This window comes from Pannonibacter anstelovis, assembly GCF_036881715.1.
In the GTDB taxonomy this organism is placed as follows: Bacteria; Pseudomonadota; Alphaproteobacteria; order Rhizobiales; family Stappiaceae; genus Pannonibacter; species Pannonibacter anstelovis.
The window spans coordinates 246,228-263,198 of record NZ_JBAKBF010000005.1 but is presented as its reverse complement, the minus strand read 5'-3'; the positions used below and the strand labels follow the sequence as shown (position 1 = coordinate 263,198).

At 63.4% G+C, this 16,971-nt stretch carries 11 protein-coding genes; all 11 read right to left on the bottom strand.

The window, feature by feature from the left end:
- Positions 1-83: 83 nt before the first annotated feature.
- The 11 genes from V6L75_RS10510 to V6L75_RS10460 all read right to left on the bottom strand — a co-directional run bounded on the left by V6L75_RS10510 (position 84) and on the right by V6L75_RS10460 (position 16,941).
- Positions 84-1,217, bottom strand: a complete 1,134-nt coding sequence (locus V6L75_RS10510) for a porin (protein WP_334251466.1) — start codon at positions 1,215-1,217, stop codon at positions 84-86.
- A gap of 472 nt (positions 1,218-1,689) precedes the next feature.
- The gene (gene pbpC / locus V6L75_RS10505; protein ID WP_425498749.1) at positions 1,690-3,819 is read right to left on the bottom strand and encodes a penicillin-binding protein 1C; all 2,130 of its coding nucleotides are present in this window, start codon (positions 3,817-3,819) and stop codon (positions 1,690-1,692) included.
- 126 nt (positions 3,820-3,945) lie between these two features.
- Positions 3,946-9,483, bottom strand: a complete 5,538-nt coding sequence (locus tag V6L75_RS10500) for an alpha-2-macroglobulin family protein (protein ID WP_334251464.1) — start codon at positions 9,481-9,483, stop codon at positions 3,946-3,948.
- A gap of 318 nt (positions 9,484-9,801) precedes the next feature.
- On the bottom strand, positions 9,802-10,473 hold the full coding sequence (gene parA / locus V6L75_RS10495) for a ParA family partition ATPase (protein ID WP_334251463.1): 672 nt from the start codon (positions 10,471-10,473) through the stop codon (positions 9,802-9,804).
- A 31-nt stretch (positions 10,474-10,504) separates the two neighbouring features.
- Positions 10,505-11,755 (bottom strand): lytic murein transglycosylase, encoded by a 1,251-nt coding sequence (locus V6L75_RS10490; RefSeq protein ID WP_334251462.1) that lies wholly within the window; start codon positions 11,753-11,755, stop codon positions 10,505-10,507.
- A 128-nt stretch (positions 11,756-11,883) separates the two neighbouring features.
- Positions 11,884-12,759, bottom strand: coding sequence for an alpha/beta hydrolase (locus V6L75_RS10485; protein ID WP_334251461.1), 876 nt, complete (start codon positions 12,757-12,759; stop codon positions 11,884-11,886).
- A 32-nt stretch (positions 12,760-12,791) separates the two neighbouring features.
- On the bottom strand, positions 12,792-13,610 hold the full coding sequence (locus V6L75_RS10480) for an aspartate dehydrogenase (protein WP_334251460.1): 819 nt from the start codon (positions 13,608-13,610) through the stop codon (positions 12,792-12,794).
- Entirely contained in the window at positions 13,597-14,298 is a 702-nt protein-coding gene (locus V6L75_RS10475; RefSeq protein ID WP_334251459.1) for an ABC transporter ATP-binding protein, read from the bottom strand. The genes V6L75_RS10480 and V6L75_RS10475 overlap by 14 nt, the downstream gene beginning before the upstream one ends.
- Positions 14,292-15,047 (bottom strand): ABC transporter ATP-binding protein, encoded by a 756-nt coding sequence (locus V6L75_RS10470; protein WP_334251458.1) that lies wholly within the window; start codon positions 15,045-15,047, stop codon positions 14,292-14,294. Before V6L75_RS10470 ends, V6L75_RS10475 begins: the two co-directional genes overlap by 7 nt.
- Entirely contained in the window at positions 15,044-16,027 is a 984-nt protein-coding gene (locus V6L75_RS10465) for a branched-chain amino acid ABC transporter permease (protein WP_334251457.1), read from the bottom strand. Before V6L75_RS10465 ends, V6L75_RS10470 begins: the two co-directional genes overlap by 4 nt.
- Positions 16,027-16,941, bottom strand: a complete 915-nt coding sequence (locus tag V6L75_RS10460; RefSeq protein ID WP_334251456.1) for a branched-chain amino acid ABC transporter permease — start codon at positions 16,939-16,941, stop codon at positions 16,027-16,029. The genes V6L75_RS10465 and V6L75_RS10460 overlap by 1 nt, the downstream gene beginning before the upstream one ends.
- Positions 16,942-16,971: the final 30 nt, after the last annotated feature.

The window sequence follows — 16,971 nt, the reverse complement described above, 5'->3', positions numbered from 1 at the left end:
CCCTTGTGATCGCGCATCCTCTTGAACAAAGTAAAACCCCGCAGCTTTCGCTGCGGGGTTTCCATCAAATCCAGAGGATCTGATTAGAACGTGCGCTGCACGCGGAACATGCCGAGGATGGAGTCCTTGCTCGGAAGGCCCTTGACGTCAACGTTCTGGTACTCGAGCTCACCACCGAAGATGAGGCCGGAGACCGGCTCCCACACGAGGTTACCAGCAACGTTCCACTGGGTCACGTCAGCCAGACCAAACGGACGGTCAAGCTTGCCGTAGGAAGCGTCGATGCTCGTGGACCACTGCGAGGTCCAGTAGTGGGTTGCACCAGCAGCAACGTTCCAGCCCTTGGTGGTCTTCGTGGAACCAGCCGAGAACACGGCGTCAGCGTAGGTGTTGTTGCCGTTACCCATGTAGCTGGTAGCGCCATCGGCGTACTGAGCCTGGAAGGTGATGGAGTCCTTGGCTGCGATCATCGGCAGCTTGAAGGTCACGCCAGCGCCGATTGCGTAGCCAACCTTGGTCTTGGACGAGGTGTTAGCAAGACGGGCTTCATGCAGAGCACCCATCAGCTGTGCAGAACCCCAACCCTGGTCGACGCGCAGGTTTGCAACGAGGTCCGGAGCGCGGTGACCGACGGTGCCAACCTGACGGTAGGTGCCATCTTCAACCGACAGGGTAGCGCTGATGCCGTTGCCGAAAGCAGCGGTGTAAGCAGCAACCCAGGTCGAACCCTTGTCAGACCACACCTGGCTCTGCTTGTTGAAAGCGTTGCCGGTGAAGTAGTCGAAGAAGGACGTGGTACGGCCGAACGTGAAGTTGCCGAACTGGATGAACGCCTTGTCCAGGGTCGTGCCGACCGAAGAACCCGAGTCAGCCGTGAAGTAGGTGTCGATGTAGGCGCGAACCAGACCGTATTCGGTGTTGGTGCGGGCATCGAGACGGATGTAGGCACGAGCGCGGGTCGAGGTACCAGCGTCGGTACGCTCATCCCAGCTGTTGTTGCTGTCGCCGAAGTCGTTGAAGTAGAAGTCAGCGCGGATACGGCCACCAACGCGGAGGCAGGTCTCGGTGCCCGGGATGTAGAAGAAGCCCGTGCCGAAAGCGTCGCAGACGCGGACGTAGTCAACCGGCTCCGGAGCGACCGGAAGATCGGCAGCCTGGGCGCCGGTGGCAGCAGCAGCGGCAGCAGCCGCGCCGAGCAGAATGCTCTTAAGGTTCATTTTCTGACCTCCAAATCAGTCAATCAATGGTGTTCATCGCCGCCGCCCTCTTGGGCTACAATCGAATTCCACCGATCCCCGCGAATTGTTCTGATATTGCCACCGGCCGGAGGTATGAACATTCCTTGGACGGCAATCCAGTGCGACCCGGAGGCCGCTCGCACAGTGACCATACCCATCCGCGTTTTTCGTTCAACCTAGAAACACCCTCTCGCCCCCGCTCAAGGCCGCTTTCAAAATCCGGTGTTGCACGAAAGTCACGACTTTGGGGGTGATCTTAAGAATCCCGTAACCAGTGAGGCCGGATCAGGGCGGAAAAACCCTTACGGATCCGTTTCTTCTCTGGTTAATCCGGCAGTGAGTGCCTGTTGAAAGACTGCCTCGGGACGGGGATTCGGCGCGGCAGACCGGCAACAGCTGCCGGTTTACCGAGGTTTTCCAGCAGCAGTCTTACGACAAACGCGGACCGGAATCATTGCAGCCGGACGCCAATCCGGTCACTGCGGCCGTCTGCATCGACAACGGAGATGACAGAATCGCCGGGACCGTCTGGCTGCCAGACGAGACTGGTCATGAACTGGCCTGTTCCCACGGGGCGGCCGTTTGCGAACCAGGCATATGGCCCGCGTCCGCCCTGAAGTTTTACCACCAGCGCCGCGTTCTGGCCTGATCCAAGGCCGAGTTCGACCTCTGCCCCATCGGGCGGATAGGCGATTCGCAGGGCTGCACTCTTCTGTGCTGGCTGTGTTCCAGCAGAATGCGTTGCAAGGGGTCCTCCGCTGTCGAGCGAACGGACACGTGCTTCCTTCAGCGGCAGAGGCAATCCGGCATTGGCAACCTGCAAAACACCGGCGGGCGGTTGAGGCAAAGGAATGCGCTTTGCTCCGAGCCGCTGAAAAGCTTCAAAGAGAATCGGTGCGGCAGAATTGATGCCGGTCATGCCCGGCACAGGCGTGCCATCCGCCCGTCCGGTCCACACGGCCACCACATGCCGGCCATCGAATCCGGCTGCAACTGCGTCCCGGTAGCCATAGGCCGTGCCGGTCTTGAAGGCGATCTCGCCTTCTCTGCTCGAATCAGGGCGCGGCACGCCAAGAAGGACGTCGCCCACGTACCAGGCAGCCGCCGGCTCCAGCAGCGGCAGGGAAGACGGCCGGGCGCTTGCCTTCATGTCAAAGCGCAGCGGCATCGCCTTGCCGCCATTGGCAAGGTCCGCATAAAGCGTTGCGAGGTCCTTGAGGCTGAGACCGACGCCGCCAAGACCAATGGCCAGCCCCGGCGCAATGCCTGAGGGCAGAACCGGCTCGACGCCCGCGCGGCGCATGCGAGCCGTCAGCTGCGCAGGCCCCACCGCATCCAGCAGCCGGACAGCGGGAATGTTGAGCGAGAGCTGTAAGGCCTCGCGCACGGTCACCGTACCCTGAAAGGACATGTCGAAGTTCGTGGGCGTGTAGCCGCCGATTCGGACCGGCCGGTCCTCGATGTAGCTTTCCGGGTGAGCGACGCCCTCCTCAAAAGCCAGGCCATAGATGAAGGGCTTCAGCGCCGAGCCGGGGGAACGGACTGCCGTGACCATATCCACGTGCCCCTGACGGCTTTCTTCCTCAAGGCCGGGCGAGCCGACCCAGGCCAGAATTTCGCCCGTGGTATGATCGGCCACAAGGGCTGCGGCGGAAAGGCGCGAGTTACCACCCCGCACCTTCGACGCCAGCAGGGCTTCAAGGGACTGTTGCAGATTGCGGTCAAGGGTCAGGCGCTGCTCCAGAGCCTGCGGATTTGCACTTACCACCTGACGGGTCAGGTGCGGGGCGATCATCGGCATGGCGCGGCGTACGGAAGGAACGGCTTCGCCCTTGGCCGCCGCTGCTTCTTCTTCGTCCAGAACACCGGCCTCTACCGCCCGGTCGAGAACCCTGTCCCGCGCCACACGGGCAGCCTTGGGGGATCTGTCCGGCCGGCGCGCCTCTGGCGCCTGTGGCAGGGCGACGAGCAGAGCCGCCTCCGCTGGCGTCAGGCGCCTGGGCTCCTTGCCGAACCAGACAAGGCTTGCCGCCCGCACGCCTTCCAGATTGCCGCCAAAGGGCGCGCGCAGAAGATAGAGCCGGAGAATCTCGTCCTTCGAGAGATCACGCTCCATGGCGAGCGCGGCCACCATTTGCTGATATTTGCCGGACAGGCTGCGCGTGTCCGCCTCGCGGGCAAGACGCGCGGTCTGCATGGTGAGAGTGGAGCCGCCAGAGATGATGCGCCCCGCCATCAGCATCTGGCCAAGTGAACGCATCAGGGCCAGAGGATCAACGCCGCCGTGGTCCCGGAAGCGCCTGTCCTCGAAGGCGATGAGCATCTTTATATAAAGAGGATCGACAGCGGTGACGTCCACAGGCAGGCGCCAGCGCTCGTCAGAGGCGGTGAAGGCGCGCAGCAGATCACCATTGCGGTCGAGCACAGTCCGGGAAACGGAGAGATCATCATATTCACGGGCGGATGGCACCGCCGCCACGTCCAGAGCCACGCGCAAGGCCCCTGCCCCGGCAGCGGCAAGTATCACCCCGGCAACGCCCCCCATCAGCAGAAGGCGGCGCCTGTTGCGCCAGCGCGGCAGCTTGATCTCCGGGCAGGATGTCTCCCGCCCGGAAAGTTCAGATGATTGAACCAGCTTGTCTTCGCCATCGGTCATGACTGGCTCATCCCGTCTCAGCGCGGGCAGGTATCAACCTCCCCGCTCAACTTAGCGTACTGGCCCGAGGATCTCGAACCGGCCTGTGGCCGTCACGCCGTAGCGGCTGGTGACATACATGTCCTCCACCGTTGCGGGCGGATGAGCATAGGAGCCCGGCGTCACGGCCCGCGCCAGATAAGCGAAGGTCAGCACGGGATCGCCGAAGCGGCGCTGGTCAACTGAGACCACGAAGCGGTCCTGACGGAACTCCACATGGTCTGGCATGTCGATGGTGTTCAGCCAGGACAGTGCCCCAAGATCGCCGGAGCGGACAAGGCGCGGGTTGTCGATGACAAGGCCGCCCGGCAGGCGGTCCACCACGATCAGCCGGCCATTGTTTTCCGTCAGCGGCTCCACTTCGATCACCACCACAAGGCGGCTGTTGTAGGGCACGGCGGCAGGGTCAACCTCGGCCCCGTCCAGATCATAGATCTTGCGGGAGATCGCAAAGCCCTCACCGCCTTCCGGCAGCGGCTCGGTTGTCTGGCCGGTGACGGTCAGCATGACACGCTGCGGCCTGCCGCTCGTATTGGCAAAGGTAACAGCTTCATCCGACACATCAGCCCCGGTGAAACGCCAACCCAGACGGCCTGTCTGCTCCTGGCCATTCACGGAGAAGGTAGCCTTGCGGGCATCTTCATTTGCCTGACGGGCAGCCATCAGCATCCAGGCCATCTCCTGGGTGGAGTTGTAGGCGCTTAAATCCTGCTTGGCGGCGATGAAGTCAGCCACCGGGCCGCTGGCCGTGCTCTGCCCGGCTTCCGACATATAGGTCAGGACGCCAGCAGCATCGCGTACCGGCGAGCCATAGTCCTCGCGGAAGATACCGGCCCGCTCGAGCGGAAGGGCGCCGGCAGCCTTTTCAAAGCCGCTGGCCGAGCGCTGCTGTTCGCCGTAGAGGGCGAGAGCGGCGGAGACCTGTGCCTTGGCAAGCGGGGTCGAGAAGTCCTCGAACTTCACGTCCATATAGTAGCGCAGGTCACCGATAGAGGCCCGGCCCGTCCGTGACAGGACGTAAAGCGCATAGGCGATGCCCTCCCCGCCAGACGAGAAGTCATTGGCGTAGGAAACGCGGTTCTGCAGGCTGTCCAGCGCTGACGTATAGGCCACGTCCGGCACGTCATAGCCCTTTTCACGGGCACGCACGAGGAAGTCGGTCACGTAGGCGTCCAGCCAGGTGTCGCTTTCGCCGTAGCTGTTCCACATGCCGAAGGAACCGGACGAGTTCTGGTTCGAAAGCACCCGGGCAATGGCCTTGACCACACGCTCGCGCAGTTCCGGATCTGTGCCAAACCCTGCGTCCTCTGCCACCTCATTCAGATACAGCAGCGGCAGGGCGCGGCTCGTTGTCTGTTCAGTGCAGCCATAGGGATAGCGGTCCAGTGCATCCAGAAGGCCAGGCACGTCGATGTTCGCCTTGCCGCCGATGGCAAGGCTAACGGAAGCCGTATCAGCATGGAAGCCATCCAACGTGGCGCTGTCCAGCACCAGCTCTTCGCCTGCGCCCAGTTCGACCGTCTCCGTCTGGGTGGAATAGGGCTGGGTGTCACGCACGCCAAGCTTCAGCGACTTGGACGCCGTGGTACCTTCCGGCCCGGACATGGCCAGATCAATGGCCGCATCGCCAACTGCCTCCAGGGCCTTTACCGGCAGGCGCAGTTCCAGCTTGCCGCCCTTGGCGAGTTCCAGCGTGCGGGTGGTCTGACCATCTTCCAGCTCCACCGGCCCGTCGATGCTGGTCACCAGTTCATAGGAACCGGCCGGGCCATCCACATTGTCGATCTCGATCAGGATGCGCGATGTATCCCCCGGCGCCATGAAGGCCGGCATGCTCGTGCTCATCACCACCGGATCACGCACCTGCACGTCACGGCTGGCTTCGCCCACGCCACCGGCTGACCAGGCAACAGCCATCAGCTTCAGGGTTCCGTTGAAATCCGGCACATCAAAGACGATTGCCGCCGTACCGTCATCGCTCACTTCCACGATACCGGAGAACAGGGCGACCGGCTCCTCGTCGGGCGGCGGTGCCTTGAGGCCCGAACCGCCATCGCCACCGGAGCGAACCGTGCCGCGCGTGCCCGCCGTGCGGTCGATCAGCTGGCCGTAGAGGTCACGAATCTCGATGCCAAGGCGGCGCTGGCCGAAGTACCAGGAGCTGGGCTCCGGTGCCTTGTAGCCAGTCAGGTTAAGGATGCCCACATCCACGGCCGCCAACGTCACATAGGCCTTTTCGCCTGCCGGGACATTGGCGAGCTTCAGGGTTGCTGTCAGCTCCTGACGCGGGCGCATGGTCTCCGGCGCGGTGATCTCTACCGACAATTTCCTGTCACCCGGCTCCACCTGCCCCCAGGCGAGCCCCAGGCTGCGGGCGGGCATGCGCTTGGCGTCGATGTCCATCGGGCGCAGCAGGGTGGCTGTGACATAGGCCCCCGCCCCCCAGTCATCCGTTACCGCCAGGCTGACTTCAGTTTCCGAACCATCCACTTCGACGGTCTTGGTTTCCAGCAGGCCCTCAGCAAAGACATTGATAATGGCGACGCCTTCGGTCTTCGGCTTCAGACGCAGGATGGCCGTTTCACCGGGACGGTAGGCGGACTTGTCGAGGCCCACTTCCAGCCTGTCGGGCGTATCGGACGATCCGCCTGCCGAGTACCAGCCGGCCGAGAAGGTGTCGCTGGTCTCCGCCGGCTGATTGCCGCCGAGCGAGACCTCCAGCTTGTATTCACCCCAGTTGACCGGCAAAGAAAGCCGTGCCGGAGCATCGGAAGGAACATCAATCTTGCCGGAAGAAACGCGCTCGCTTGAGGTCACCGGCTCGTAGTTCCACTGGCCGTCGCTGCGGTACCACTGATAACTGCGGTCGATGCGCGACAGTGTCCAGGTCAGATCCTTGCCTGCAATCTGCTTGCCGTTCTCATCAATCAGCACGATCTCGTACTCTGCCGGGCCGCCCTCATCGACACCGCCGGAGAACAGGGGCTTGACGCCAATGCGCGGTCCGCCGGGCAGAACCGGCAGATCAAGGCTGCGCTCGACATAGCGCCCGCCGGTTTCGACCAGCCGGGTGATCAGCGTCGAGGTGTAGAGCCCGGACGTGGGTTGCAGCTGCGGCAGGGAGAGCGGGAACGTCACCGCTCCGTTTTCATCGGTCGCAAGGCCCTCGGGCAGGCTGGCACGTTCCGGATAGATACCCTCGTCCGAAAGACCGAAGACATAGCCGGGGAAGGCTGCGAGGTTGCGGACAGGGGCGACGATGATCTCGCCTTCAAGCGTTTGGTTGGCGGCAGGAGCGCCGTAAAGAAAACGCCCCTCCACCGTCACGTCCACTGGACGGGCGATGCTCAGCGCCTCGGCAGATGCCTTCAGCGTGTAGTCAACACGTTCCGGCTGATAGTCCTCCACGAGGAAGGTCTTTTCAGCAAGCGCACTGCCTTTGGGGTCCAGATAGACCCGCAGCGTCCAGGAACCCTGCTGTATGCCGGCCGGCAGAACAAGGTCCTGAAGATAGCCGCCCAAACCGCCGTCGTTGATCACGGTGCGGGAGTATTCGACGCCATCGGGACGGACGAAGATAAATGTCAGCGGCAGGTCTGTCTGCGCATCGGCCTTGGCCGTTCGAAGCAGCGCCTGAGCGTGGACGGTTTCGCCCGAGCGGTAAATGCCCTTGTCGGTCCAACTGAAAACGTCCAGCGGCCCGGGGGCCGGACGGCCCTCGACGCCACGATCGGAAAGATCAAATGCGGGCTTGCGCAGGTCGAGGAATGAGTAGTCCCCTTCCGCTGTCTCGGCAACGACCAGCGCCGGAGCCCGGCCGCCGCGCCCGCGCGACAGGCCCGCAGTAAAGGCCGCAAGACCATTGGCATCGGACACAACCTCGCCCAGCACCTCATTGTTGACGGCCACGAGGCGCACGGTCACGCCTTCCATCGGCTTGGCACTGGAGAGCGAGCGCAGCGAGGCAATCACCCCTTCGGTGCCGGAATAGGAGCTCAGGCCAATATCGGAAACGATGAACCACTGCGTCGCCTTGGCGCTCCACTCGTCCGCCGTGTCCAGCTTCGACTTCGCTGACATGGCATAGACGCCCGGCTTCAACTCAAGACCGATATCTTCCAGCGGGATCGCCGTCGTCACGTCCTCGTTGAGCGGGCTGGCTGTCTCGACAACGCCGGACCAGACCTTCTCGCCAAGCTCATCTTCCAGCTGGCTGCTGTCGTAGTAGGACAGCTGGCGCATGAAGCGCTCGTCACGCACCACATCCACGAGGCCACGGTCGCCGACGCGGAAGATTTCCAGCGCCACTTCCTTGCTGTTGACGGAAACGACCGGGATCGTCGCATCCTTGCCCTTCGGCAGCACATAGGCACGTCCAAGGAAATGCACCGATGGCGCACGGTCGCGGATATAGATGCTAAGGTGTCTGGACCTTTCCAGCTGCTCGCCATCATTGGCGGTGATGCCTGCACGCACCTGCATGTCGTAGCGCTGGCCATGGCGCACACCGGTGACGCAAAGCTGCGAGCCGTCGGCGGAAACTGCCGTACCACTGGTGTCCAGAACCTTCAGGAAGTCGGAGAAGTCCCTGTTCTTTTCCAGCTCATCGGAAAAAATCACGCAAATGCGCGGCTCGGCAGCATCTGCATCGACACGGTGATCGAGAATGCGGAAGCCGTGATCGGCCACCATTTGCTCATACCGCTCCCCGAGAGGCGTATCGGCCGGGTTCAGTTCGCGCGCCTTGCGCAGGCTGCGAATGGCCGGCTTCCACTCCTGCGACAGGGCAAAGGCCCGCGACAGCGCCTCAAGCGCGGCACCCTGCTGAACGCCGTCAACAGCGTTGAGGTAGCCATTGACCGCAGCCGAAATACTGTTGCGGCGCAGGGCCATGCGCAGCTCCCAGTCGTCCGGCTGCTGGTTGACCTGCGCAAGAGACATGCCTGTCCACGCCGCGCTGTTAGTGGCGTCCACGGCCAAAAGCGAAGCGAAGGCAGTCTGTGCCTGTGAGTAGTAACTCATCAGGAGGTCCTGCTCGGCCTGCTGCAACTGGGTCTCAATGGGGGCGTCCACCGGTGTGCTGGTGCGCGTCACCTGCGAGGCATAACGCTGAGCTTCTTCCATGTAATAGTTGGAAACGAAGCTCAGTTCTGCCCTCCGCTCGGCAATGGCAGCCTTCGAAGAGACCTTCACCTCAACCACCCGGCCCGCAATGGCGCCACTGAAGGCCTGCAACTCACCCTGGGTGTTCTTCAGGAAGCACCAGCGGGCCGAGGTGTTGTAGGTGAAGGCCTTGCACTGGCGGTCATCAAGGCAGGCACTTTCGCAGGTGGCGATATCCACGTCCTTGACCGTACGGTAGTCGCCGCCGAAATAATCGGCATTGGGCACCTGCACGATGCGCTTCTGCTGGGCAGCTGCTGGCGCCACTCCAGCCACCGGCAGAATCACCGATGCGGCGAGAAGTGCCGCGAGGCCAAGCCGCACGAAGGCCGGAGCCGGAGCTTTGCCCCGTCCCTCCGGCGTGAACATCCGCTTCAAAATCCGCATGATAGTGCCTCCCGGGCAGTTTCTGACGGTTTCAGGCCGTTCGAACCGCCGCAACATTGCCTGCCAGCGGGAACCTGCCCGCATGGCAAAACCACAGACGCCCCCAAGCGGGGCAAAATGATCTCAAAAAATCCACGGGGAGCATCGCGGCTGCCCCCCGTCACGTCAAGCGATGCAGATCACATTTTGGGCGATGGGATGTCTGATAGCAACGTGCGGTGGGCCATGCTGCCGAGAGCCGGCCAAGCCAGTCAAGTGCAGGAACAGCCTCGCATAAGCCACCCGCCTCAAAGCCTGCAGACAGGGCAGCACAAGCCGTTAATCGCCCTTCGGACCAAGCAGAGCCGCGATAGCCTGCATCAGGCTGGCAGCTTCCGCGGCGGCCTTGCCGCGCGGATCTGTCTCGAACACGGTCAGCCCCTCGCCCATGGAAGCGGCAAAGCCGGTACGGTTGCCGAGCATCGGCGCCAGCCGCTCCAGCCCCTGCGCCCGGATGGCTTCTTCCACATCCACCGTCAGGGCCGCGCGCGGCGGCACCCGGTTGAGGATCAGGAATGCGGGTGTATCCTCACGCTTTGCCATCTGAAAGGTCTGTCCCGTGGCCCACAGGTCCACAGGGGTCGGCTGCACAGGCACCAGCACCAGTTCGGCCGCATCGATGGCCGGCCTTGCGTCCACATCGGTCTTCGGCGGCGTGTCGATGATGACGAAATCATGGTCGCGGGCGAGCGCCTTGGCCTCACGCCGCGCGCCCCAGCCGCTGGCGGTGCGCAGGGTTATGCCGGTCGTCTCCTCACCCAGCTTGCGCTCACGCGCTTCATACCAGGTGCCGAGCGAGCCTTGCGGGTCCACATCCAGAATGGCGACCCTCAGCCCCTTGGGCAGTCCCTGCACGATGCCGTTCAGGAACCCGGATGCCACATGTGCGGTCAGGGTGGTTTTACCTGATCCACCCTTCTGCTGGGCGACTGTCAGAATATGTCCGGTCATTCCTGCCCCCGCGCAAGCAATCCGCGGCGGCCTACTGGCCGCCAAGTGCCTGATAAATGCGGTAACCCGGTCTGCCAGTGACAGGCAAGCCAAAGTTTTGCTCGGCCTTCTTGATACTCTCACGGGTTGCCGGACCGACGCGGCCGTCAACCTCGCCGTCATAAAAGCCGCCCCGCGCCAGAAGTTTCTGCAATTCCAGACGCTTGGCCCGTGAAAGACCGGGATCGTCGGTCGGCCAGGCGGCCGCAAACGGTTCTCCGCCCGAGATCAGCTGCGACAAAAGCGCAATGGCAAGTCCATAGGACTGCGAGGCGTTGTAGGAAAACAGGGCGTCGAAGTTGCGGGTGACCAGGAAAGCCGGGCCATTGACGCCAGCGGGCTGGATCAGCCCCGCCTCCGTATTGCCGGACAGAGGCTTGCCGTCCAGGCGGGTGATGCCGCGGCGGGCCCAGCTCTCAAGGCTCGCCTTGGCCCTGCGGCCAGATGGCCCCTTGTAGCCTGCCGGAAGCTTGACCTCATAACCCCAGGGACGCCCCTTTTCCCAACCGGCGTCCTTCAGGAAGTTGGCCGTGGAAGCCAGCGCATCAGCGGAACTGTCCACCAGATCACGGCGCCCGTCCCGGTCGAAATCAACCGCCAGACGCAGATAGGTCGTAGGCATGAACTGGGTCTGGCCGAAGGCACCGGCCCAGGAGCCGATGAACTTCTCCGGCGGCACATCGCCCCGGTTGGCAATCTGAAGCGTCTTCATCAGCTCGCTGCGGAAATACTTCGATCGCTTGCCGCCTGCACAGACAAGGTTTGCCAGAGCATGGGGCGTATAGAAATCGCCCTTGGATTTCCCGAAATCGCTCTCGATGCCCCAGACAGCCACGACCACATGCCGCTCGACGCCATAAGTCTTCTCAACAGCGGCAAGCGTCTTCTTGTGCTGCTCGAGCAAGGCCATTCCATCACGGATGCGCTCTTCGTCGACCAGCGTCGCCATATAGTCCCAAATTGGGGTCTCATATTCCGGCTGGCTGGTGGAGAAGCGCAGAACGCGCTCATCCGTCCCGGCGCCATCAAGCATGCGGGCGGCGATCTCAGGCCGCACGCCGGATGCCACCGCATCGCTCTTCAGCCGTTCAAGGCAGCTGCCAAGCGCGCGGGCCTCGCCAACGCCAGCAAAGCTGCCGAGCACGGCTGCCGCCACCAGGCCGCGAGCGGCACGGCCTTTGCCCGCCAGAAAGCCACTTCCACGAAATTCACCCGCCAGAACCTGCCTCAGCCGCACCGTCATTCTCCTCGCCGGACGCCGGATGCCCCACCCTGCGCCGTGCCGCAAATCACCTGCCACTCTGCAACTCTAGCGGATTTGCAATGACGATGTGAGATGCTGCGATGCAAATTGGCCGAAAGGCGGAGACGTCAGCGCAGCAGGCGCATCAATGCGGCAGAGAGCGCACTTGCCGGATCGCAGAGATCGAAGACGATATCAAAATGGTTGCGGCCCTGTACCACCAGCTCCGGTGCGCCAAGTGCATTCGCATAGGCGCGGGTCTGGCGATAGAACCCGGACACTTCGTGTTCGGCAACTGCAATCACCGAGGCAGGCGCACCCGAGGGGGCACGCAAGGGGCTGAGGGCTTCAGTTTCCTGCGGGGTGAGGCTCATCCAGTCCTGCACATGGCTTCCGGCGATAGGCGCCAGTTCGAACAGGCCGCTGAGCGGCAGTGCGCCTTTCAGCACCTGTCCCGGCAGATCAAAGTCCTGCTGCCAGCCGTTCATCATGAGTGTTCCGGCAAGATGCCCGCCTGCAGAGCTGCCAGTGACCAAAATGCGGTTGCGGTCGATGCCGAGGCTTTCCGCCTGATGCCAGAGCCAGGCGAGAGCCACCCGCATCTGGCGGGTGATTTCGGTGAGCGAAACGGTGGGGGCGAGTGTGTAATCCGGCACGGCGGTGGCAATGCCAAGGTCAGCCAGCAGCGGCGCCATGAAGGCCGACTGGTCCTTTGACAGCGCCCGCCAGTAGCCGCCGTGGATGAAGATCACCAGCGGGCGCAACTCGCCTGCACGGGTGCCGTAAAGGTCCAGTTTTTCGCCACTCGCCGCGTCATAGACCAGATCAAGCTTCGCCCCCGCCATGGCCTTGGCCGGGCGGGAGCGGTTGCCGTACTCCGCGATGATCTGCGCAAAATGCTCAGGTGTAACGCAGTTTTTCGCGGTGTAATCCGCGTCAAGCCTATCGCGTGGCCAGGCGCCTTCGGCAATCAGGGTCGTGGCAGTGGCAGGAACGTCGGACATGGCTCAATTCCTTAAAGCAGAGGCTGCCCGCGTCAGATCACCAGCGCACCCGCGCGGTTCTCGATCAGGCGCACCAGCGACAGGGCGGTCATTTCGGAGGATTTCGGATTTGAGGCGAGCGGCTTGTTGGTCAGCATCAGTTCCATGCTGCCGAAGGCTCCGCTGGCCGTGAGGCGGTGGGCATTGCCAGCGGCTGCAGGATCGGCCACCAGCGCAACCTCCGTCCGGTCGAGACCTAGCCCTGCCATGGCGGAAATCACCGCAACATTGGCATTTTGCGGATAGGCGGCAGCCGCTTGCCGGGCGGTGCCGGTGAAGAAGGTGTGGGCCGAGCTGAGATGGTCCAGATCACAGGCCGCCACGGCCGGTGTGCCCTGCCATGCGGCGGGCGGTTTGATGATCTCGTGGCGCACATGATCAAGCCCCAGCCGCGCGGCTGCGGCCAGCGCATCAATGCCCCCGAGGGCGCCGGGAGGTACAAGGATCTGCGCGCCGGTGCGTGCGGCCAGCGCCAGCAGTTCGTCCAGAAGATCCCCCTCCACGAAGGCCGATGTGGAGGAAACTGCAAGGTCCATGCCGGCCGCAAGGGCTGCGCGGCCAAAGGGGGCGACACTCTCCCGCCCTGCGGCTTCCAGCACGAGGCCCGGCCTCTGCCCTGCCCCCTCCGTCAGTTCTTCCGGAGAACTGATATGGCGGCATCCGTCCGGCAGTCCCGCAAGATCTGCAGCAGCATCACGGGTGGCGACCGCCACAATGCGGACCGGCGCGTTGCGTTCAGCCAGAACCGCCGCCACCCGGCGGGCGATGGCGCCCCAGCCGATGAGGGCGACGGCCAGCTCAGAGCCCGGCATAGGCCTGCACCTGTTCAGCATCCCGGTCCATGTCCTCTCCCGTCCCGCTCCAGACTGTACGGCCTTTTTCGACCACATAGTGCCGGTCGGCAAGGCGCTTCAGGACGGACAGGTTCTTGTCGATCAGCAGGATTGACTGCCCCTCGCGCTTCAGGTGCTCGATGCAATGCCAGATTTCCGTGCGGATGACCGGGGCGAGGCCTTCGGTCGCCTCGTCAAGAATCAGAAGGCGCGGGTTGGTCATCAACGCGCGGCCCACGGCCAGCATCTGCTGCTCGCCGCCCGACAGGGTGGCGGCCATCTGGTGCGCCCGCTCCCTGAGGCGGGGAAACAGGTCATAGACCCGATCCAGAGTCCAGGGGTCCTTGCGCTTCAGCCGGTTGGAGGCGGTGGCGACGAGGTTCTCGCGCACATTCAGCGTGGGGAAGATCTGGCGCCCTTCCGGCACCAGCCCTGCCCCCAGCCGGGCAATGCGCTCCGGCGCAAGGCCCGCGGTGGCCACGCCTTCGAACTGGATGGCGCCGCCGCGCGGGGCCAGAAGCCCCATGATGCAGCGGACGGTGGTGGTCTTGCCCATGCCGTTGCGGCCCATCAGCGTCACCACCTCGCCCTCGCGGATCTCAAGGTTGATGTCGAACAGAACCTGGCTCTTGCCATAGGCGGCCTGAAGGTTGGAGACGCTCAGCACAGTTCGTCCTCCGCTCCGAGATAGGCCTCACGCACGGCCGGATTGTTGCGGATCTCGTCCACCGTGCCGCTGGCGATGATGCGGCCATAGACGAGCACAGAGATACGGTCGGCAAGCGCAAAGACCGCCTCCATGTCATGCTCCACCAGCAGCATGGCCGCGCTCTTGCGCGTCTCGTTCAGCATGCCGATCATGGCCTGACTTTCCACATGGCCAAGACCGGCCATGGGTTCGTCCAGCAGCAGCAGGCGCGGCTTCATGGCAAGGGCCACCAGCAGTTCCAGCTGCTTCTTCTCGCCATGGGAGAGGTCCGACACGCGCACATTGCCCCGCCCGGCAAGTCCGCTCGATGCCACCCGCTCCTCCGCCTCGCTCCAGACGGAACGGCGGCCGCGGACAAGATCAAAGATGCGGAAATTGTGCCCCTCGCGCACCTGGATCGCCATGCCGATATTCTCCAGCACGGTCATCTCGTCGAGAAGGCTGGTGATCTGGAATGTGCGTCCAAGGCCCAGGGCCACGCGCTCTGGCACCTTGAGGCCGGAAATTTCCTGACCGGCCAGCCTGATGGAGCCTTCATCGGAGACAAGTTCGCCGCAGAGCTGATTGATCAGGGTGGACTTGCCCGCCCCGTTCGGGCCGATGAGGGCGTGGATCTCGCCCTCGCGCACATCAAGGCTGACGTGATCGGTGGCGATAAGACCGCCGAAGGTCTTCACAAGGCCCTCGATGGACAGGATAACGCTCATTGGCCGCCTCCCCTCACAAGACGTGACACGCGGGCGATGAGGGCCTGCAGCCCGCCGCGCGTGCCCAGCACCAGCAGCAGAAGGATCAGGCCAAGCGCCAGAGGCCAGTGCTCGGACCATTGCGCAAGGAATGTTTCCAGCACGAGGAAGGCACCCGCACCAAGGAAGGGGCCGAACAGGGTGCCGACGCCGCCGAGGATGACCATGATCATCAGCTCGCCCGATTTGGTCCAGTGCATCATGTCCGGCGAGGCAAAGCGCAGGAAATTGGCCATCAGCGCCCCGGCGAGCCCAGCGCCCATGCCTGACAGCACGAAGGCGTAGAGCTTGTAGCGGTAGGCCGGGATGCCAAGGGCGGCCATGCGCCGCTCGTTCTGGCGGATGCCGGAGATCACCGCACCGAAGCTCGACTGCGTGAGACGGCGCAGGCCGAAGAAGAAGAGCACGGTTATGACCAGCGTGACGTAATAGAACGTCGCTTTGTCGCGCATGTTGAGACCCGGCAGCTCGTTGCTGCGGCGGATGATGATGCCATCCTCTCCGCCATAGGCCTTCAGCGAAACGAACAGGAAGAACAGCATCTGCGCAAAGGCCAGCGTGATCATGATGAACTGCACGCCGCCGGTGCGCAGCGACAGCGAGCCGATGATTGCCGCAAAGACACCAGCTACCAGAACCGCCAGAGGCAGGGTGATCAGCATCTGATCCGTGCCGGGAATAATTCCGAACAGCGGCTCGCCGCTGGAATGATGGGTGGCGAGGATACCCACCACATAGGCGCCGATCCCGAAGAAGGCAGCATGTCCGAAGCTGACCATGCCGCCATAGCCGAGCACGAAGTTGAGGCTGGCAGCGGCCATGCCATAGATGAGAATGCGCGTTGCCAGCGCCAGCAGCGAGGCCTGGCCGAATTCGGCCGTGAGCGTGGGAATGGCGGCGAGACCGGCGATGAGCAGAAGGGCAAGGATAGGCTTGCGCATCACGACCCCGCTGCAAACAGGCCCTTGGGCCGGACAAGAAGGACAAGGGCCATCAGCAGGTAGATCCCCATCGACGAAATGCCGGTGCCGAGCGCATCGGCTTCTGGCCCGGCCATGAAATTGCGCAGGAGCCCCGGCAGGAACGCGCGCAGGCAGGTGTCGATGACACCAAGCGTGATCCCGGCAACAAAGGCACCCCGGATCGACCCCACGCCGCCGATGACGACGACAACAAAAGTCGCCAGCAGGATCTGCTCGCCCATGCCCACCTGCACGGCAAGGATCGGCCCGGCCATATAACCGGCGAGCCCCGCAAGCAGCGCACCGAGGCCGAAGACCACCGTGTAGAGCAGGCGGATATCAACGCCCAGCGCCCGAACCATCTCGCGGTTGGTCGAGCCTGCCCGGACCAGCATGCCGATGCGGGTGCGGTTGATGAGGAAATAGAGCCCCACCGCCACCATAAGCCCCGTGCCGATGATCAGCAGCCGGTAAGGCGGATAATAGAGCCCCGGCAGCAGCTCCACCGAACCATCGAAGCCGGATGGCAGCAGCGTGAAGACTGGCGAGCGGCCGAACAGCATGACAATGATCTGGTTGAACATCAGGATGAGCGCGAAGGTCGCCAGCACCTGATCCAGATGATCGCGGCTGTAGAGCTTTCGGATCACCAGCGCCTCGATGGCAAGGCCGGTGAGGGCAGCAGCGCCAAGGGCTGCGGGAATGCCGAGCCAGAAGCTGCCCGTCTCCCCTGCCACCCAGGTGCCCGCATAGGCGCCCACCATGTAAAGCGACCCATGGGCGAGGTTGATCACCCCCATGATGCCGAAAATCAGCGTCAGCCCGGCCGCCAGCAGAAACAGCATGACGCCGTACTGAAGGCCGTTCAGCAATTGCTCGAGTACTAGGATCATCCGCCCGTCCGGTGATTGTCAGAACTATGA